The organism is Pseudomonas sp. HS-18, assembly GCF_020401845.1.
In the GTDB taxonomy this organism is placed as follows: Bacteria; Pseudomonadota; Gammaproteobacteria; order Pseudomonadales; family Pseudomonadaceae; genus Pseudomonas; species Pseudomonas nitroreducens.
Map to the genome: position 1 here is coordinate 2,820,227 of NZ_CP084413.1, position 18,819 is coordinate 2,839,045.

Annotated in this window: 19 protein-coding genes; 6 read left to right on the forward strand and 13 right to left on the reverse strand. The window is 65.4% G+C overall.

The genetic code is table 11. The annotated features are described in order from the left end of the window. Positions 1 to 4 precede the first annotated feature (4 nt). From LDJ84_RS13215 to LDJ84_RS13225, 3 genes are all read right to left on the reverse strand, one after another. The gene (locus LDJ84_RS13215; RefSeq protein ID WP_037013172.1) at positions 5 to 1,009 is read right to left on the reverse strand and encodes a HupU protein; all 1,005 of its coding nucleotides are present in this window, start codon (positions 1,007 to 1,009) and stop codon (positions 5 to 7) included. Then, entirely contained in the window at positions 1,006 to 2,472 is a 1,467-nt protein-coding gene (locus LDJ84_RS13220) for a sigma-54-dependent transcriptional regulator (RefSeq protein ID WP_024762397.1), read from the reverse strand. Before LDJ84_RS13220 ends, LDJ84_RS13215 begins: the two co-directional genes overlap by 4 nt. A gap of 217 nt (positions 2,473 to 2,689) precedes the next feature. Then, positions 2,690 to 3,127, reverse strand: coding sequence for an Lrp/AsnC family transcriptional regulator (locus LDJ84_RS13225; RefSeq protein ID WP_037013174.1), 438 nt, complete (start codon positions 3,125 to 3,127; stop codon positions 2,690 to 2,692). 129 nt (positions 3,128 to 3,256) lie between these two features. Here LDJ84_RS13225 and LDJ84_RS13230 point away from each other — a divergent pair, with 129 nt between their 5' ends. Both LDJ84_RS13230 and LDJ84_RS13235 read left to right on the forward strand, forming a co-directional pair. Beyond that, on the forward strand, positions 3,257 to 4,150 hold the full coding sequence (locus LDJ84_RS13230) for a DMT family transporter (RefSeq protein ID WP_226046443.1): 894 nt from the start codon (positions 3,257 to 3,259) through the stop codon (positions 4,148 to 4,150). Positions 4,151 to 4,233: 83 nt separating this feature from the next. Beyond that, positions 4,234 to 5,376 (forward strand): DUF1615 domain-containing protein, encoded by a 1,143-nt coding sequence (locus tag LDJ84_RS13235; RefSeq protein WP_051445543.1) that lies wholly within the window; start codon positions 4,234 to 4,236, stop codon positions 5,374 to 5,376. Position 5,377: 1 nt separating this feature from the next. Here the strand turns inward: LDJ84_RS13235 and LDJ84_RS13240 are convergent, their stop codons facing one another. Beyond that, the gene (locus tag LDJ84_RS13240; RefSeq protein ID WP_226046444.1) at positions 5,378 to 5,674 is read right to left on the reverse strand and encodes a hypothetical protein; all 297 of its coding nucleotides are present in this window, start codon (positions 5,672 to 5,674) and stop codon (positions 5,378 to 5,380) included. A gap of 76 nt (positions 5,675 to 5,750) precedes the next feature. After that, positions 5,751 to 6,431, reverse strand: coding sequence for a TetR/AcrR family transcriptional regulator (locus tag LDJ84_RS13245; protein WP_024762392.1), 681 nt, complete (start codon positions 6,429 to 6,431; stop codon positions 5,751 to 5,753). Between the two features lie 165 nt (positions 6,432 to 6,596). On the opposite strand from LDJ84_RS13245, the gene LDJ84_RS13250 reads away from it, so the two are divergent. The 3 genes from LDJ84_RS13250 to LDJ84_RS13260 all read left to right on the forward strand — a co-directional run bounded on the left by LDJ84_RS13250 (position 6,597) and on the right by LDJ84_RS13260 (position 8,920). Further along, positions 6,597 to 7,088, forward strand: coding sequence for a DUF1543 domain-containing protein (locus LDJ84_RS13250; RefSeq protein ID WP_024762391.1), 492 nt, complete (start codon positions 6,597 to 6,599; stop codon positions 7,086 to 7,088). Positions 7,089 to 7,170: 82 nt separating this feature from the next. Next, positions 7,171 to 7,584 carry an arsenate reductase ArsC gene (locus tag LDJ84_RS13255; RefSeq protein ID WP_037013182.1) on the forward strand — a complete coding sequence of 138 codons (414 nt, stop codon included), beginning with the start codon at positions 7,171 to 7,173 and terminating at the stop codon, positions 7,582 to 7,584. Between the two features lie 340 nt (positions 7,585 to 7,924). Further along, on the forward strand, positions 7,925 to 8,920 hold the full coding sequence (locus tag LDJ84_RS13260) for an LLM class flavin-dependent oxidoreductase (RefSeq protein WP_226046445.1): 996 nt from the start codon (positions 7,925 to 7,927) through the stop codon (positions 8,918 to 8,920). Positions 8,921 to 9,160: 240 nt separating this feature from the next. Here the strand turns inward: LDJ84_RS13260 and LDJ84_RS13265 are convergent, their stop codons facing one another. The 7 genes from LDJ84_RS13265 to LDJ84_RS13295 form a co-directional block, all read right to left on the reverse strand. Next, the gene (locus LDJ84_RS13265; RefSeq protein ID WP_024762388.1) at positions 9,161 to 9,529 is read right to left on the reverse strand and encodes a YajD family HNH nuclease; all 369 of its coding nucleotides are present in this window, start codon (positions 9,527 to 9,529) and stop codon (positions 9,161 to 9,163) included. Between the two features lie 58 nt (positions 9,530 to 9,587). Continuing rightward, complete coding sequence (locus LDJ84_RS13270; RefSeq protein WP_051445546.1) at positions 9,588 to 10,013, reverse strand: YbaN family protein; 426 nt, start codon at positions 10,011 to 10,013, stop codon at positions 9,588 to 9,590. 4 nt (positions 10,014 to 10,017) lie between these two features. Next, positions 10,018 to 10,617: a biliverdin-producing heme oxygenase gene (locus tag LDJ84_RS13275; RefSeq protein ID WP_065084785.1), complete on the reverse strand. Its 600-nt coding sequence runs from the start codon at positions 10,615 to 10,617 to the stop codon at positions 10,018 to 10,020. Positions 10,618 to 10,770: 153 nt separating this feature from the next. Further along, entirely contained in the window at positions 10,771 to 13,374 is a 2,604-nt protein-coding gene (locus LDJ84_RS13280) for a TonB-dependent receptor (RefSeq protein ID WP_196912850.1), read from the reverse strand. A gap of 123 nt (positions 13,375 to 13,497) precedes the next feature. Further along, positions 13,498 to 14,487 (reverse strand): FecR family protein, encoded by a 990-nt coding sequence (locus tag LDJ84_RS13285; protein WP_413247460.1) that lies wholly within the window; start codon positions 14,485 to 14,487, stop codon positions 13,498 to 13,500. A gap of 32 nt (positions 14,488 to 14,519) precedes the next feature. Further along, a complete protein-coding gene (locus LDJ84_RS13290; RefSeq protein ID WP_226046446.1) occupies positions 14,520 to 15,041 on the reverse strand; it encodes an RNA polymerase sigma factor in 522 nt (173 codons plus the stop codon). 169 nt (positions 15,042 to 15,210) lie between these two features. Beyond that, a complete protein-coding gene (locus tag LDJ84_RS13295) occupies positions 15,211 to 16,569 on the reverse strand; it encodes an MFS transporter (protein ID WP_084357656.1) in 1,359 nt (452 codons plus the stop codon). 333 nt (positions 16,570 to 16,902) lie between these two features. Between LDJ84_RS13295 and LDJ84_RS13300 the strand changes: the two genes are divergently transcribed. Then, entirely contained in the window at positions 16,903 to 17,781 is an 879-nt protein-coding gene (locus LDJ84_RS13300) for a LysR substrate-binding domain-containing protein (RefSeq protein WP_024762382.1), read from the forward strand. Positions 17,782 to 17,907: 126 nt separating this feature from the next. On the opposite strand, the gene LDJ84_RS13305 is transcribed toward LDJ84_RS13300, so the two are convergent. Beyond that, complete coding sequence (locus tag LDJ84_RS13305) at positions 17,908 to 18,768, reverse strand: LysR substrate-binding domain-containing protein (RefSeq protein WP_024762381.1); 861 nt, start codon at positions 18,766 to 18,768, stop codon at positions 17,908 to 17,910. Positions 18,769 to 18,819: the final 51 nt, after the last annotated feature.

Genomic DNA, 18,819 nt, shown 5'->3' on the forward strand with positions numbered 1-18,819 from the left:
TTCCCTAGCGGCGGGTGCGGTGGATGACGGGTGCGATCAGCGTATGGTCGGCGGTGGCGTTCTGCTTGACGCGTTCCGGGGTGGCCGATTTCGACAGGGCCGCCAGGGCGACGAACCAGGCCTTGGGCATGTCGGTGGGCAGGCCGATGGGGATGCCGGCGCGCTTGGGCGTGAGGTGGAAGCCGTGGCCGGGCTCCTCGAACCCGGGCGCCGTGCAATTGATGCAGGCGTAGCCGCCGCGGGTGCAGGAGCCCTCGCCATTCCACAGGCGGTTGTTGCAGTCGCCGTGGGCCTGGGTGCCCTTGCAGCCGAGGTTCTCCATCATGCACCCCAGGTCGGAGGGTTTTACCGCACTGGCTTTGTACTCGTAGAACTCGTTGCGCGTGCAGCCGTGATGGACCAGTTGGTCGGCGTAGAAACGCGGGCGGCCCAGGGCGTCCATGTCGGATGCACAGAACAATCCGGCTGCCAGGGCCATCAACGTATCGGTGACCCAACCTGGATGAGTGGGGCAGCCAGCGACATTGATCACCGGTAGCCCTTTGCGCGAGCGGTATTCGCCCCCCAGCAGGCCGCCGAGACGCTCGCCGTCGTACTGCAGGCCGCAGGCGTCGGTGGGGTTGTTGCCGGCTGCGGTGATGCCGCCGTAGGCGGCACAGGTACCGATGCCCAGGGTGTAGTCGGCGACATCCGCCAGGCGCCGCACCCACTCGATCATCGCCACGCCGGTGCCGGCCAGTAGATGGAAGCGACCGCTGCCATTGGGGCCGCGCAGCAGCGAACCTTCGATACAGAGTGCATTCAGATGCGTGCGTCCACTCAGACAGTCATCGAGGATCGATAACGCTTCATGCGCGCTTTCCAGCGACAGCGAGGGGTGCCACAGCAACTCGATCCCGGCGTTGCGCCACAGCCCGGCGAAGTCCTGGGTATCGGCGCACAACAGCGACATGTTGCAACCGCCGCAACCGCCGGACTGCAGCCAGAGAACGCGAAAAGGGGCACTCATGGCGATTCCTCCAGGCCGAAGCGGCGCAGTTTCTGGCGCAGGCCAACGCGCGACAGTCCCAGTTCGCGTGCGGCGTGGGTCTTGTTCCAGTGGTTGCGCAGAAGCGCTTCCTTGAGCAGGCCCGCCTCGATGGCGTCGAGTTGCTCCTGCAACGTGCCGGCTGGGACTCCAGGCACACAGGAGGAGGGGCGTGCGCGTTGTGCCTGGCCCTGAAGTACCTTCAGGGAAAACGCACGGGCGCCGACTTCCGCTCCCTCGGACAGCGCGGCGGCACGGTAGATCTCGTTGCGCAACTCGCGGATGTTGCCGGGCCACGGATAGTGCAGCAGGCTGCCCAAGGCGTCGGCGGCGAAATGCAGGCCGGGCAGGTCGAGTTCCTGGCTGGCGTCGGCCAGCAGTTTGCTGGCGATGGGAATGAGATCGCCGCTGCGTTCACGCAGCGGCGGCAATCCAAGGGATACTCCGGCGAGCCGGTAGTAGAGGTCGCCACGGAATCGCCCGTCGCGGACGTCGGCCTCCAGGTCACGGTGCGTTGCGGCGATCACTCGCACATCGACGCGCACCGACGTGCTGGCGCCGACCGGGCGAAGCTCGCCTTCCTGCAGAACGCGCAGCAGCTTTACCTGGAAGGCCGGCGAGGTGTCGCCGATCTCGTCGAGGAACAAGGTCCCGCCATGGGCGCGCTGGATCAACCCGATGTGATCCTGGTGGGCGCCGGTGAAGGCTCCGCGCTTGTGGCCGAAGAGTTCGGATTCGAGCAGCGAGTCCGGCAGCGCCGCGCAGTTCTCCATGATGAAGGCCTTGCCTGAACGCGGGCTGGCGTAGTGGATGGCGCGTGCCAACAGTTCCTTGCCGGTGCCGGACTCGCCGAGCAGCAGCACCGACAGATCGAAACGTGCCACCCGTGCCGCCAATTCGCACACGACGTCCAGGGGGCTGCCGGGCTCGCGCACGATGCGGGCGAAGTCGAAGGCGTCGCGGACTTTGTCCAGCACCTGCTGGCTGCGCCGACGAAGCACAGGCGTAGCTGTGCGCAACTCGACATCCAGATGCTGCATGTGGTTGTGTAAAGCACGACTTTCCACGGCGTTGCGCACCGTGGTGAGAAGGTGCTCGGGCAGCCAGGGCTTGAGCAGATACTGGTAGATGCCGGCCTGGTTGACGCCGGCGATGATGTCTTCGGAGTCGGTGTAGCCGGAGAGTACGATGCGCACGACCTCGGGCCAGCGCTCGCGCGCCTCCTTGAGAAACTCGATGCCTTGCACGCCGGGCATGCGCTGATCGCAGAGGATCACCGTGACCGGGTGGCATTCGAGCAACTCGCGGGCCTGCTCGGCCGAGTCTGCCAGCAGAACCTGGAACTCGCCGTCGAGCACTCGCGACAGGGCTTCGCGGGAGCGCAGTTCGTCATCGATGACCAGAACGGTCGGTAGGTGTGAGTCAAAGCCGCCGAGTGAAGACATGGACGCCGAATTCAAGTGTCACAGTGCAAGTGCCGGGCTAGCGGATCCGGCGGACGCCGAATCATGACATTCGAAACAGGCCGGCGAAAGGGAACACTACCATTGGACTAGGCCGGGCCCGCTAGCGGGACCCGGTTCCGATCTGGCGAAGCCGCGTGGCGCCTGGTCTTGAATGTCTGGCTTTCGGTCTGAGTTGTCTGACGCGGGCCACGGCGATTCATGCCATCGGCGGCAACCGCCGCTTTACCGGACTCTTCTTGACGATGGCCGTATTGGTCTCGGCGAAGCCATTGAGGTGATCGAGAATTTCATCCAACTGCTCCATCGAGCGCACGCACATCCGCGCGTAGAAGCAATCCTCCCCGGTGACCTTGTCGCATTCGGTGAATTCGGGGATCGCCAGGATCTGCTTCTCCACTTCCTGCAATTTTCCCGGTAGCGGTCGCACCCGGACAATCGCCTGCAACTGGTAGCCGAAGGCGCGCGGGTCGACGTTCAGCGTGTAGCCGGTGATCACCTGGCGCTCCTCCAGCTTGCGCAGGCGCTCGGCGACGCTGGGGGAGCTTAGGCCGCTGACTTGGGCCAGGGCCTTGAGGGACAGGCGCGAGTCTTCCATCAGTGCGGCGATCAGCAACTGGTCGATATCGTCGGTCATTTTTGTCTCGAAAGGTGAATTCGGATAGTTGCCTTGATAGTAAAGGTGAATAGCTGGCTTTGCCTGCGTCAGGCGATGGAGTGCATGAATTCACCTCTTCATACTGATCACCACAAGCGGAGGTGAATCATGAACGAGCGAATCAGGCGCGGCACCCTGGAAATGATCAGCGCCATGCTGATCTGCGGCACCATCGGCTGGCTGGTGGTGGTTTCCGGCCAGCCGGTGCTGGACGTGGTGTTCTGGCGCTGCGTATTCGGCGCCGCCACCCTGCTGGTGATCTGTGCCGCCATGGGCTTCCTGCGCCCTGGCATTCTCAGCCGCGCCACCTTCGGCCTGGCGCTGCTCAGCGGCGCGGCCATCGTTGGCAATTGGGTGCTGCTGTTCGGCTCCTACTCGCGGGCCTCCATCGCCATCGGCACGGCCGTGTACAACGTGCAGCCATTCCTGCTGGTGTTGCTCGGCGCGTTGTTCCTCGGCGAGAAGGTGACGGCGCAAAAACTCGCCTGGCTGGGTATTTCCTTCCTCGGCATGCTGGCCATCGTCAGCGCGCACGGTGAAGCGGGGCAGGTGGGCAGCGACTACCTGGGCGGGATCGCGCTGGCACTCGGTGCGGCGGCGTTGTACGCCGTGGCGGCACTGATCATCAAGCGCCTGACCGGCGTGCCGCCGCACCTGATCGCGCTGATCCAGGCGGTGACCGGCGTGCTCCTGCTCGCCCCCTGGGCCAACCTGACCTCGCTGCCCCAGGCGTGCACGGCCTGGGCCAGCCTGGCGACCCTGGGCATCGTGCACACCGGCATCATGTACGTGCTGCTCTACGGCGCGATCCAGAAACTGCCGACAGCCCTGACCGGGGCGCTGTCGTTCATCTATCCGATCGCAGCGATCTTCGTCGACTGGTTCGCCTTCGGCCATCGCCTGACTCCGCTGCAATGGCTGGGCGTGATCGCCATCCTGCTGGCCGCCGCCGGCATGCAGCGCGGCTGGAGCCTGAACCTGCGGCGCCTGGCCTGGCGCTGAAATCCGTGCTTGCCTGACAATGCCGGGGAACCTGTGCCGCTGCGCACCGGTCCTGTAGGCGGACTTCAAGCAAGGAACGGACTATGACTGCGGCTGCCCTGACGGCAGATTCACCCAGCCTGAAAAGGCTTTCATCCCGATACATTCAACTGCTGGGCGTGGCCGCGTTGCTGGCGCTGGCCGGCTGCGGCAGCCGCGCGCCGAGCGTGCCGGAGCCGACCCCGGAGGAGGTGCGCGGCAAGCTGGTCAGGCTGATTCCCGCTGGCACTTCTGACCGCGAGGGCTGGGCGAAGGACATCCAGGTCGCCTTCACCACCCAGCGCATTCCGGCGACTACCGAGAACCTCTGCTCAGTGGTGGCGATCACCGAGCAGGAGTCCAACTTCAAGGCCGACCCGGCCGTGCCTGGGCTGGGCAAGATCGCTCGCGCCGAGATCGACCGGCGTGCGAGCAAGGTCCATGTGCCGGGTTTCCTCATCGATACCGCGCTGGCGCTGAAATCGCCGAATGGCCGCACCTACAGCCAGCGCCTGGCGAGCGCGAAGACCGAGAGGGAACTGAGCGCGATCTTCGATGACTTCATCGGCGGCGTACCGCTGGGCCAGCAGTTGTTCGGACGCTTCAACCCGGTGCATACCGGTGGGCCGATGCAGGTCAGCATCGCGTTCGCGCAGGCCCATGCCGAGGGCTACCCGTACCCGGTGGACGGCAGTATCCGCCGCGAGGTGTTCAGCCGCCGAGGCGGCATGTACTTCGGTACCGCCCACCTGCTGGGTTATCCGGTGAACTATCCGCGTCAGTTGTACCGTTTCGCCGACTTCAACGCCGGCTGGTATGCCAGCCGCAACGCGGCGTTCCAGCGCGTGGTCGCGGACCTCACCGGTATCACCCTGGCACTGGACGGGGACGTGATCCTCTATGGCAGCAATGACGCCGGCAGCACCGAGAAGGCGGTGCGCACCCTGGGGCCGAAGCTGGGCATGAGCGAGCGGGAAATCCGCCGCGACCTGGAGTTGGGCGATAAGCCGGAGTTCACCCGGTCGGAGCTCTACACCAAGGTCTTCGCCCTGGCCGAACGCTCCGCTGGCAAGTCGATGCCGCGGGCGATGTTGCCGGGGATCACGCTGCACAGCCCGAAGATCACCCGCCAGCTCACCACCGCCTGGTTCGCCCAGCGCGTGGGCGAGCGCTACCAGCGCTGCCTGGGGCGTGCGCCGAAGGACTGAATCAGTCGCCCTCAGCGGGTTGGCACATACCGTTGGCGCCTTTCGGCCCGGTGTAGGACACCGTGGCGCTGCCATCCTCATTGAGGCTGATGGAGATGGTCACGCCTTCGCCCTTGGCCTCGAGGTACTGGTCGTTCTTCTGCTTGACCTTGGCTTCCTTGCCGTTGATGTACACCGGGCCGCCCTCGTCGGTGTAGACCTGGATGTCATTGGGGCAGTCGTAGTTGAGCATGGGGATGGCGGCAAAGGCGGGCTGCACGACGATCAGCGACAGCGTAGCGATCAGTAGCGGTTTCATGGCGTCTCCCTGAGAGCTGCGGACACGGCGCAAGGCCGCGCGGACAATCACAGCTTAGTGCAGACCTCGTGGCGCGCTAGAGCGGCAAGGGCCGCAGGCGTGCTGCCGGTTCCGGCTCGGTACCGCGCAGGACGAGGCGGGTGATGGTCGCGGCGGCCGCGTCGAAGTCATCGGCATCCGGCTGTGCCTTGCCGGTGATCATCGCGATCTGCCAGTCGAAATCGATGTAGGTGCGGGTGGCGGCGGAGATGTTCAGCAGCAGGTGCTGCGGGTCCACCGGGGCGAGCAGGCCACGGTCGATCCAGGCGGCGATGCACTCCAGGCTGCGACGCGATTCCGCCCGCAGGCGCTGCAACCATTCCGGCGGCAGGCGCGGAGCGCCGTGGAGCATTTCGCTGGCGAATACCTTGTACGCGTACGGCCACTGCCGGGCGATATACAGGCGCGCGCGGATGTGCGCGGGCAGCGCCCAGGCCGGGTCGTCACACTCGCGCAGCAGGGCGGAGGCTTCCAGCACGGCATCCACCACGTTTTCCAGCAGGCGCAGGTAAAGATTCTCCTTGCTCTGGAAATAGTAATAAACGTTGGACTTGGGCAGGTCGGCGCGGCTGGCGATGTCCTGGGTCTTGGCGGCGGTGAACCCCTTCTCGGCGAATTCCTCGCCGGCGGCCAGCAGGATGCGCTGGCGATTGCGGTCACGGATGCTGAGGGCGGGGCGCTGACGGCGGCGCGTCGGGGTGGGCGCGGTCTGGGGCATGGGGAAACATCGGGGCAATCAAGCGAGGGTTCAGAATATAACTTTATATATAGCGCTTGCACACCCATGAGGTTGGCTGGCGGATGGCCATTTATCCGCCATTAGATTGAACCTGCCGTGTGACGAATTTGTCAGAGCCAGTCTGAAACCTAGGAAGGGGCTGAGATGCTGTTCGTAGTCATGCTGGGGGGACGCCATCCGCGCGCGCGGATCGAGGTTCACGATGTGGCCTTTGTCCTTGGCGACAACCTGAAATCCACCTACGCGCAATTGCGCGACGCCTGGTTCGGCAGCCCGGAAGGCCTGCACATCGATTCCTGGCTGGAGGTGGACGGCGTCGAGGCGTATCGCGTGGAGTTCAGCGATTCAATGCCGGCGCCAGGCGAGCAGCGGCTGTTCTTCGTCAACCTGGGCGGCTACGAGCTGGGCAGTTTCGGCGAGGCGCACCAGTACGTACTGGTGGCCGCACGCGATGCCGCCGACGCCAAGGTACGCGCCAAGCGCCGCATGCCGCGCAGCTGGGACAAGGCGCACACCGATGCCGTGATCGACGTCGACGATTGCATTGCCGTCGACCAGGTCGGCGGGCGTTATGTCCACCTGGTGGAAGGCGAGAGCCGCGGCATCGTGCAGCGCAGCGACTACATCGTGTTGTGAGCCTTCATGGCGCTGACACGGCCTTGTCATAAAACCTGACGTATAAGGGGGCGCAAAGCCGATCCCCCGTGCCGAGGTAAAGATGACCGAGAAACGCCGAGTCCTGTTCGTCTGCGTCGCCAACGACGCCCGCTCGCCGATGGCGGAAGCGCTGCTGCGGCACACCGATGGCGAACACTTCGAAGCCTTCAGCGCGGGCATCCACCCGACCGCCGTCGATCCCCGTGCGCGCAGCGTCCTGGAACACGCAGGGATTTCCACCGAAGGCCTACGCAGCAAGTCCATCGATGAATTCCGCGGCCAGCATTTCGATTACCTGATCGACTTGTGCGACAAGTCCAGCGACGAGGGCGACGAACTGCCGACTTCCAGCCAGGTGATCGTGTGGAATTTCGTCGACCCGGCCCACAGCGAACAGCACGACCCGTTCCGCCACACCCTGCAGGAAATCAGCGATCGCTTGAAACTCTTCGAAATGGTGAAGAACCGCGACTGAAGTTTCTGGCGATGACAAAGCAAAAAGCCCGCACGGATGCGGGCTTTTTGCTTCGCAGGCCACAGGATTCGCCGTTGCCTGGGGAGGATTGGCGGCGGATGTCCGTGTAGATGGGGCGCTGGTCCTTCAGCGCCAGGGCATTCTGGCGGTCCGGCATGACAGCGCGGTGACTGTCCCGTGAACAGGTGATGGCAACGCGCCTGCGCCTTTATCACTCGCCGGCATGAGCACTATCGATCCCGACAAGTGGTCAGGCGAGGAGCGCATCGATAGAGTCATTGTCAAAGTCCTGTCCGCGGCGCTGCGTTCCGGTGCCTGCGCGACCCGAATCGGAGTGCCTATGAAGTCCCTGTCAGAAACTGCCTTTTCCATGCTCGACCTGGTCCCCGTGCGCGACCAGGGCACCGCTGCCGAGGCATTGAACAACGCCGTCGCGGTGGCCCGGCACGTCGAACGCCTGGGCTTTACCCGCTACTGGCTGGCGGAGCACCACAACATGGACGGCATCGCCAGCTCGGCCACGGCCGTGCTGATCGGTCACATCGCCGGCAAGACCGAGCATATCCGCGTCGGCTCCGGCGGCGTGATGCTGCCCAACCATCCGCCGCTGGTGGTGGCGGAGAACTTCGGCACCCTGGAGACGCTGTACCCGGGCCGTATCGACCTCGGCCTTGGGCGTGCGCCGGGTGCCGACCAGGCGACCATGCGCGCGTTGCGCCGCGACCGCCTGGGTGACGGTGCCGATTTCCCCGAGCAGGTCGCCGAGCTGGAAATGCTCCTCGGCCCGCGTCGCTCGCAACAGTCGCTGCTGGCGATTCCGGGGGAGGGCACCAACGTGCCGATCTGGCTGCTGGGTTCCAGTCTGTTCAGTGCCCACCTGGCAGCGCAAAAGGGTTTGCCCTACGCCTTCGCCTCGCACTTCGCACCGCGCTACCTGCACGACGCGCTGCGCATCTACCGCGAGAACTTCCAGCCTTCGGCGGTGCTCGACAAGCCGTACGCCATGATCGGCGTACCGCTGGTGGCGGCCCCGACCGACGAGGAAGCCGAATACCTGGCGACCACTGCCTTCCAGCGCGTGCTGGCGCTGATCCGTGGCGACAGCCTGAAGCAGAAGCCGCCAGTGCCGAGCATGGCCGGGCTGTGGCTACCTCATGAGCAGGATACTGTCGGCAACTTCTTTGGTCTGGCGGTGATCGGTGGTCCGGAGAAGGTGCGCAGCCGCCTGGAAATCCTGCTGGAGCAGACGGGCGTGGACGAGATCATCTTCACCAGCGACATCTACGATCACGAGCTGCGCCTGCGCTCGCTGGAGATCGTTGCCGGCCTGCGCTGAAGTCTCCATCGCGCGGACCGGTTTGTAGGAGCGAGCTTGCTCGCGAACCGGGTCCGCAGCGGGGGTTGTTCGCGAGCAAGCTCGCTCCTACAGGTGCATGCCAGATTGTGGCAGGCGGCGTAAGAGCGGACTCCGCCCGCGATGGCTTCGCGGAGATCCCTTGTCGACCGGTGCGGTGGAAAACCGATCGCGGACGGAGTCCGCTCCTACAAGTCCGTTCCTACAGGAAGGATGTGGGATTCATGCTTCGCCGTCGTCCTTCTTCTTCAGCAGGTCGGCCAGCCCGGCGAGTCCCTTGTGGGTGACCTTCGGCCCCTTGTTCCCGGCGTCGTTGCCGTTCTGGTAATGCAGGTCCACCTGCCGCTGGTGCTCGTTGTCGTGGCAATAGAGGCACAGCAGCTCCCAGTTGGAGCCGTCTTCGGGATTGTTGTCGTGGTTGTGGTCGCGGTGGTGGACGGTCAGTTCGCGCAGGCGCACGCCACTGAACTCGCGGCCGCAGCGACCGCAGATCCAGGGGTACATCTTCAGGGCCTTTTCGCGGTAGCTGGTTTCGCGGCGGCGTTGGGCTTCGGCGAGGACGGCGTCGACTTTGCTGGTGGGCTGGTTCATGGCTCGTTGAGGCAGAAAGGAAACGGACCTCCAGCATAGGTCCGCGCCCGCGTGCTGGCTACGGCCTGGGTGTGTCCGGGCGCGACCAGATCCACAGATTGCCAACCGCCATACCGAGGATCACGGCGTACAGCCAGAGGCCGTGGGGCAGGGTGATCAGCATGATCGCCAGGGCGGCGAGCATTGCCAGGCTGGCGCTGATCTTGGCGCGGCGGGCGACGGCGCGCCCATTGCGCCAGTTGTGCAGGATGGGGCCGAACAGCCGGTGGTTCTCCAGCCAGGCCGAGAGACGCGGCGAACTCTTCGACGCTGCCCAGGCGGCGAGCAGGACGAACTCGGTGGTCGGCAATCCTGGCACCACCAACCCCACCATGCCCACGCCCAGGCTGGTATAGGCGAGCAGCGCGAAGGCGATCCGTGCCAGGCGCGAGCGTGCCGGGCCGAACGGCGTGGCGCGCGCTCCTGCTACGGGCGCGCGCTCGATGGCCTCAGACGGCGGCAGGTGCACTGTCGTAGCTGTGTTGCAGCAGATGGGCGAAGCGCTCGAAGGCGGCAATGGCACCGGCTTCGGCTTCACGCTCTTCGGCTTCGCTGAGCTCCAGGGCGTCGAGGGTGCGGGTGAAGCGTTTCCAGCCTTCGGCGCGACCACCCTCGGGCTCGCCCAGGTGGCGCGCGCCGGTGTTTTCGTCCAGGCCCATCGCGGCGACGCGCTTGATCAGGAACGCAGCGCCCAGCTTGGAACCCTCGGAGACGAACAGCCAGCCCAGCGCGTGGGCCAGGCTCGGCTTATCGACGGCGCCGGCAACCGGAGCGGGGACTTCGGTGTCCAGGTCGGCCAGGTCCAGGCGGGCCTGATCGGCGCGGCAGCGCTGCGGCAGGTCGGGGAATATCTTGCCCAGCTCGGCGTCCTGGTACAGGGCCTGCAACTCGGACTGGAACAGGTACTGGGCGACCACGAAGCGAGCGAAGCGCTCACGGCTGGAGAAGGGCTCGCGGGCCTTCACGGCGTGGTCGAGGCGCTCGTGGGGAGCGTGGGTCAGCGCGTTCAGGCGCTGCGAGCGCAGGGCAGGGAGTTCCACGGTGGACATGTCCAATTCCTTGAAATTACAGGGCTTTGTAGACGAGACGAATCAGCGTTTGGAAAGCGTAAAGATTGTCGCGCGTTCAATGGGTGATGCCGGAGCGAGACAGGTTCGCGAGCTGGCACGGGGTTCATCAGGAATCCCGTGCCAATCAGTGCATCAGATATCCCACACCAGGTTGATCGCGAAGTTGCGGCCCGGCTGGGTCAGGCGGTCGAGGTTGGCCGGGGCCAGCACCGCCGCTTCGCCGACGCCGTCGTAGCCGCGCACGTCATCCCACAGCCAGTACTTCTTGTCGGTGAGGTTGTAGAGGCCGGCGTTGAGGGTCAGGTCGTCGGTCAGCTTGTAGTAGCCGGTCAGGTCGAGGATGCCGAAGCCCGGCGTCTTGAACTGGCTGCTGGTGCCGTCCGGGGCGTTGAACTGGCTGTCGTCCACGCGGTTCTTGCGCTTGACCAGGGTCCAGTCGAGCAGCGCGCCATAGCGGCCAGCCTGTTCGTCGTAGCCCAGGCCGAACACCCCGGTGAGCGGGTTGACGCTGTTGATCGGCTCGCCGGTGTCCTTGTTGCGACCGTAGGCATAGGCCACCGAGCCCTTGGTGTAGAGGCCTTGTGGTGCGCCGAAGGCGCCCAGCTCCAGGCGGCCCTTCACTTCCACGCCCTTGATGATGGCGTGCTTGATGTTGTTGCTGGTGAAGGTCGGTTCGTCGTAGCCGGGGGTGATGGCGTCTTCGTTGATGAAGTCGCGGTACTTGTTGTAGAAGACCGCCACGTCGAACGAGCCTTCCTCGAAGTTGCCGCGCAGGCCGGTCTCGTAGCTCTGGCTGCGTTCCGGGTCCAGGTCCGGGTTGGGCTCCACGCGATAACCGCTGGTGGGGTTGTCGAAGCGACCGTACAGCGCCTTCGCGGTCGGGGTGCGGAAGCCCTGGGCGTACTGGCCGTACCAGAGGTAGTTGTCGTTGAACGAATAGGTCACGCCGAGCTTGGGCGAGAGCTGGTGCCAGGTCTTGCTTTCGCTGCTCACGTCGCCGTCGCCGCTCTGGTCGACGGTGTTGAGGAATTCGTCGGTGACGTGGGGCTTCAGGCGGGTGTGGTCGTAGCGCAGGCCGGGCAGGAAGGTCCAGTCGTTCCAGCGGATTTCGTCCTGGGCGAAGAGCGCGTAGGTGTCGATGGTCGGATCGGGAAAGTCGCTGCTGCGCGCCAGTTGATCGCTGGCCACGGTGCTCGGGCCGCCGATCGTGGGGCAGGTACGGCTGACGGCCAGGCAGGTGGCGCCGCCTTCGCGGTAGCCGGTGACCTTCTGGCGCTTGAGGGTGGTGCCGTAGGTCAGCAGGTGGTCGGTGTCGCCCAGGGCGAAGGCCTTGTCCATCTGCAGGTCGAGCACCCACTGGCGTTCCTTGTACTGGGTCTCGCGGGTGCGCAGCACCTGGCGGGTGATGGGGTAATAGAACTCGTCGGTGCTCTGGTCGGTCTTGGCGATCTGGTAGTTGAAAGTCCACTTCAGGTGATCGGCCACGGCGCTGTCCAGCAGCATCTGGTGTTCCAGACCATAGCGCTCGCGGGTGATGGTGTCGTTGCCGGTGCGCCACTGGTACATGCCGCCGGGCAGCACGGAATCGGGAATGGTCGGCGCACCGTTGAAGTACGGGCCGCCGTAGGCGCTTTTCTGGTCGGTATCGACGTCGTCCTTGTACTTCTCGTAGACCAGGCCGAAGCGGCTGCCTTCGGCGTAGTTCCAGCCCAGCTTGGCCAGCACGTTGGTGGTGCGCACGTCCTCGGGGTTGGCTTCGGTGCGCGACAGGCCGGTGCCGCCGGTGCTGCCGTAGGACTCGGTTTCGTGGCCGTTGCGCTGGCTCAGGTGCAGCAGGCCGTCGAAGGTGTCGAGGCGGCCGGCGACGGTGGCGGAGGTCAGCCAGCTGTCATCGGCGGAGCTGTAGCCGGTCTTCAGTCGCGCGCCAACGTCCTGGCCGTCCTTGATGATGTCGTCCGGGTCGAGGGTGAAGTAGCTCACCGCGCCGCCGATGGCGTTGCTGCCGTACAGGGCTGAGGCCGGGCCGCGCAGGACTTCGACGCGCTTGACGATCTCCGGGTCGACGTAGTTGCGCTCGGTCTGCGCATACGGGCCATTGAAGAAGCTGTTGGGGATCTCGACGCCGTCGATCTGCGTCAGCACGCGGTCGCCGTCGATGCCGCGGATGTTGTAGCCGGTGATGCCGGCACGGTTGCCGGTGCCGCCGACGGAGACGCCGGGCATGTCGCGCACCAGTTCCTTGATGCTGTTGACGTTCTTGCGGTCCAGCTCTTCGCGGCTCACCACGTTGACGGTGGTCGGCACCGAAGTGACGCTCTGCGCCTGGCGGGTGGCGGTGACAGTCAGCGGCTGCATCTCGGAGACGGAGGAGAGGTTGCGTTCCAGGACCACATTGCGCGGGCCGAGCTGGCGGACGGTCAGGCCGGTGCCGCCGAGCAGGGTCTTCAGTGCGCGCTCCGCCGGCAGGCGGCCGCTGACGCCTGGGGATTCCACGCCGTCGGCCAAATCGCCAGCCACGCCCACCTGCCAGCCAGTCACCGCGCTGAAGGCATTCAGTGCCTGCGGCAGGGGCTGGCGAGCGATATCGAAGCGGTAGCCGGCCTGGGTCTGGCTGGCCTCGGCCGCCAGTGCGGAAGTGGCCGGCAGGCTGGCGAGGCCGATGGACAGGGCGAGCAGCGAGATGCTGGCCGGCGCGGACAGCCGGCGCAGAGGGGCACGCGAAGAAGCAATGGTCATCGAAGGGCTCTCTTAGTCAGTCGTTGTTCGCATTCGTAAATGCGAATCTATTGCATTGGCTTCTGACTAAACGAACGAGCCTTTCGAATCGAGTAAAAATACTTTCCGTTCAGCGGCGGGCGATCAGTTGAGGATCAGCAGTTTCGGGTATTCGTGCAGCTCGGCGGAGGTGATCTGCGCCAGCGAGCGGGCCACGCCCAGCGGGTCGTCCAGGCGCCAGTTGCCGGTGACGCTGACGTTGTCCAGGCGCTCGTTGGTGTTGACGATCCAGCCGGGGTAGTAGCGGCGCAACTCGGCCAGTACCTGGCTCATGGGGCAGTTCTCGAACACCATGCGGCCCTTTACCCAGGCCAGTTGCGAGGCAGCCTCGCCGCTGTGCTGGCGTTCGCCGAAACCCTGCGGGCCGACGCGGATGCTGTCGCCGGCACCCAGGCTGACGCGGGCATCGTCCAGGCGCGTGCGCAGGTCCACCTCGCCGCGCTGCACGCTGACCTCCGCCTCGTTGCCCAGGTAGCGCACAGCGAATGCCGTGCCGCGCACGGTGACCTGCACCGGCCCGGCTTCCACTTCGAACGGGCGGCTGCGGTCGTGGGCGACGTCGAAGAAGGCTTCGCCGCGATAGAGGCGGGCGACGCGTTGCTGGTCGTCGACCTTGCTGGAGAACGCGGTGTCGGTATTGAGCAGCACGTTCGATCCATCGGCCAACTGGACTTTCTGCCGTTCGCCCACGGCGGTGAGATGGTCCGCGCACAGGCGCGTCAGCAGGTCGCCCTGAACCACGACACCGATGGCGAGCACCAGCGCCGCAGCCGTGGCGACTGGTTTCCAGAAGCGGCGCTGTCGGCGCAGCGGCTGAACCTTTGCCTGCTCCCGCTTGCGTTCCAGGCGGGCGGCAGCCACCGGCAGCAGTGGCGACTGCCACGCATCGCGCACGCGCTGGTACGCCTGCGTATTGCCTTCGCTGGCAGCGAGCCAGGCCTCGAAGCGCGCACGGGTGGCGGCGTCCATGTCGTCCTCGAGGATCAGCCAGTCGAGGGCTTCGGCCATCTGCTGCGGGTCTGCGGGGGGCAAGGGGCGATCCTCGGGGCGGTCCTGGGAGGGGGAGCCGCGCATTGTTGTCGAATCGGCCGGCGAACGGTAGTCCGTCATACCGTTTCCTCGAGGCGGCTGACCAGTCCGACACAGATCGCCATGATCAGTTTCAGTTCCTTCTGCACCGTGCTGGGCGAGACGTCCAGTTGCTCGGCGATTTCCGCATAGCCGCAGCCGTGCAGGCGGCTGAGGATGAAGATGCGTTGCTGGCGTTCGCTGAGTTGTTCGAGGGTGGCGCCCAGGCGTTCGAGCAGCTTCTCCGCGTGCAACTGGTCCTCGGCGCTGGAGCCCGGCGCTGGCACAGCCTGTACCACGTCGAAAGGCACGTCCTCGAGCATGGTCCGCGACTGCATGCGCAGGTGGCGCAGGTGGTCCAGCGCGAGGTTGCGGCCGGTCTGGAAGAGAAAAGGCTCCAGGTGATCGATGCGGCGTTCGAGCAGGGTGCGGGCGACGCGCAGGTAGGTTTCCTGCACCAGGTCTTCGGCGATGCTCGGGTTCTTCACCATCCGAACGAGCGTGCGCAGCAGCGGCAGGCGCTGGGCCAGGAAGACCGCGTCGAGGTTGGAAGTGCTCACAAGGGCGTCCAGCAGGAATAATTTTCAAATGATAATCAATGTTATTCAGCTGTGACTGATGGCACAAGTCCATCCATGGTTCCGGGTGTGTTCGGTAAACGAAAAAAGGGCGAGGCGCGCGGGGCGCCTCACCCATGCCCTCAGCCGGCTGGTGAGGGGCAAGCGGGACTCAGGAGCGCACGGGGCGTGCGTTCAGGCGGGGTTCGTCGTTGCCGGAGTTTGGCTGGTTGGCCGCTTCCGGGCGGCTGTTCCAGTGCGGAATGAGGATGCCGGCGGCGATCAGCGCGGTAACGGTGAAGCCGATGAACACGGTGTAGGTGTCGAAGTAGCCCGGCAGCAGGCCACCGAGGATCGCGCCGATGGAACCGCAGCCGTTGACGAAACCCGCTGCCGTGCCGGCCGCTTCGCCGGTGCCGAAGTCCACGGCAGCGGCGCCACTGATCATCGAGTCCGGTCCGTACAGGGTCAGGCCCATCATGAACAGCAGGCCCAGCACCAACAGGCTGCTGCCGGTCTGCATGGCCGGGACGAACAGCGCCAGGCACACCGTCAGGCCGAGCAGGCTGATCACGCAGGCCGGCATGCGCCGTGCGCCGAAGATGCGGTCGGAGGCGTAGCCGATCAGGATCGGACCGAGCAGCCCGGCGACCTCGAAGGCTGACGGCAGGATTGCCGCGCCGACCTTGCCCAGCCCCGGCATGCGTTCGTAGACGATCACCGGCCCCCACAGCAGGATCGCGTAGCGCGCCGGCTTGAGCAGGAAGTACGCCAGCCCCAGGGTCAGCACGGTACGGTTGCGCAGCACCTTGCCGAGGATGCGCAGGGATTTGCCGTTTTCGCCCTCGTGCTTGAAGCCGGCGTAGTTCACCGCTTCGGGTTGCTGTACATCGGCCTCCACCGGCGGCAGGCCGACGTCCTGCGGACGGTTGCGTTGCAGCAGCAAGAACAGGATGGCGACTGCGCCGACCACGGCAGCGGTGGAGTAGAACGCCGCATGCCAGGTGCCGAACACTTCATAGGCCCACCAACCGGCGAAGGGCGAGGCGACCAGTCCGCCGAAGGCGTAACAGGTACTCCACAGCCCGAGCACGCGGCCGCGTTCGTGGGTGGCGAAGAAGCTGCCGATGTTCTTGCACAGCCCCGACCAGCCGGTGGACTGCGCCAGGCCCTGGACCACCATGCAGGTGGCGAAGATCGGCAGGGTGGCGAAGCTGCCCATGACCAGCGCGGCAGCGGCGGAGATCAGCAGGCCGCCGAACACCACCACACGCGGGCCGTAACGGTCGGCGAAGACACCCCAGGTGAACTGGCCCACTGCATAGGCGGTGAGATAGATGGCGTCGAGGTTGGCCATCGCGATCTTGTCGAGATGGAAGCTGGGGTCCTCGGCGATGCCGAGCTTGGCCACCGAGAAGGCCTTTCGGGTGAAGTAGAAGGCCGCGTAGGCCAGCCAGGTGATGGCGAAGATCTGCCATTTCCAGCGGGCGAGGGAGGCGCGCGGCGATGCGATGCCGTGAGGGTTGAGCATGGTCTGACCTCTTTGTTGTTGTGCTGTGCCGGCAGTCAGTGGGTAACGCCTTTTTTATTGTTGTTTTCCGAGCACGTCGCACCGTCTTCGCGGTGCGGGTCAGAAGCGCTGTAGCTGTTCTGTGCCGCCGTTCCGTGTGGATGTCGGGAAGCGGCGGTGGAGCGATGGAAACAATTTCGAATAAATAACTGAAATCGATTTATCAGATTTCAAAAATAAGCTGGGCTTGTATGACAGAGCGCCATGACGCTAGTGTTCTGCGTGAATGACCTTTCAGTCGCGTTCTGTCCGATGGCGGATGACGGGTCAGAACCTTCCTGCAGAGGCGCGCCCATGTCCGTTTCCCACGCCCAGCTCAAGGCCTTCCATGCCGTCGCGGTGCACGGCAGTTTCACCCGCGCCGCCGAGCGCCTGTTTCTCACCCAGCCGGCGGTCTCCGATCAGGTGCGCAAGCTGGAGGAGCGCTATGGCGTGTTGTTGTTCCACCGCAACAAGCGTTCGGTGCGCCTGACCGAATTGGGCGAACGCCTGCTGTCGGTAACCCAGCGGCTGTTCGTGATCGAGGCTGAGGCGCAGGAGCTGCTGCAGGAATCCAGCGCGCTGCAGACAGGGAGCCTGACCCTGGCGGTGGATGCACCGGTACACGTGCTGCCGCAGATCGCGCGCTTCTGCCAACGCCATCCGGGTATCCGCGTAAAGCTGGAAACGGGCAACACCGACGAGTCCCTGCAACGGCTGTTCGACTATCAGGCCGACCTGGCGCTGCTGGGCCGCGAAGTCCAGGACGAACGCCTGCTGACCTTCACCCTGCGTAGCGACCCCATCGTGGCCTTCGTCGGCCGCAGTCATCCCTGGGCCGGGCGCGAGTCCATCGAATTGGCCGATCTCGACGACATGCCGCTGGTGCTGCGCGAGCAGGGCTCGGTGACCCGGCAGATGCTCGAAGCGGAAATGGCCCGCGCCGGCCTGCGCATCCGTCCGGCCATCGAGGTGGAGGGGCGTGAGGCGTCGCTGGAAGCGGTGGCAGTGGGGATTGGTGTGGGCGTGGTTTCGGCCGCCGAACTGGGCGCGGATGCGCGCGTGCATGCGCTGCCGATCCTCGATTGCCACTGGCGTATGAGCGAGACGCTGGTATGCCTGCGCGAGCAGAGCACGCGGCGGATCGTGGCGACCTTTCTCGATCTGGTGAAGGAAGATTTGCCGGCGGAGTAGGGCATGGTTGTGGGTGGTTCGCGAGCAAGAACTAGGCGTCCCCTCGCTCCTACAGATTGGTCATACGCTGGCGTTTCCCTTGTAGGAACGACCTTGCTCGCGAACCGCATCCTGCCGAACCTCAGGTCAGGCTTCCGCCAACTCCAGAAACGCACTCACCACCCGCAACCCCCGGCGCCGTTCCAGGCAGCCGATGGCGTGGCGGTTGAGCAGCCCGTCGCCGCTCAGTGGAATCGCCTTCACCCGCGGGTCCGGGCTGACCTCCAGCGACGACACGATGCCGATCCCCAGCTCCGCCGCCACTGCTTCGGTCACCGCTTCGCGGCTGTCCAACTCCAGCAGCACGCGCGGCGCCACTGAGGCTGCCGAGCAGGCCGCATCGAAGGTGCGCCGGGTGATGGAATCGGGCTCGCGCAGCACCATGATCCGCTGGTCCAGCTCGCCCAGCGGCAGCTCGCCAGCGTGCTCGCTCCAGGCATGGCTGGCCGGCACCAACGCGCAGATGCGTGACTCCACCAGTTCGCGCAGGAACAGCCCGGCGCGCGGCTCCACTTCGGTCAGCACGGCGATATCGACGTGCTCGTCCATCAGTGCTGCGAGGGTTTCCTGCGCATTGCCCAGGCGCAGATTGACGGTGATGCCGGGGTAGGACGCGCGCAGCCGGGCGAGCATCGGCATCACCAGGTGCGGGCCGTCGGCGGCTACCTCGATACGCCCGGTCACCAGCTCGCGGCTGGCGTCGAGCATGGCTTCGGCTTCCTCCTCCAGGGCGAACAGGGTGCGGCTGATCGCCGACAGGCGTACGCCATCTTCTGTCAGCTCCACGCCTCGCGCGGTGCGGCGGAACAGGTTGACCTGGTAGTGCTCCTCCAGCGCCTTTACATGCCCGGTCACCGCTGGCTGGCTGATGAACAAGCGCTCGGCGGCGCGGGTGAAGCTGCGTTCGCGGGCGACGGCGTCGAACGCCCGGAGCTGGAAGAGGTTCATGAGGTATATGTCCGGCTTATGCAGTGCATCGTGATAAACAATTTGAACGAT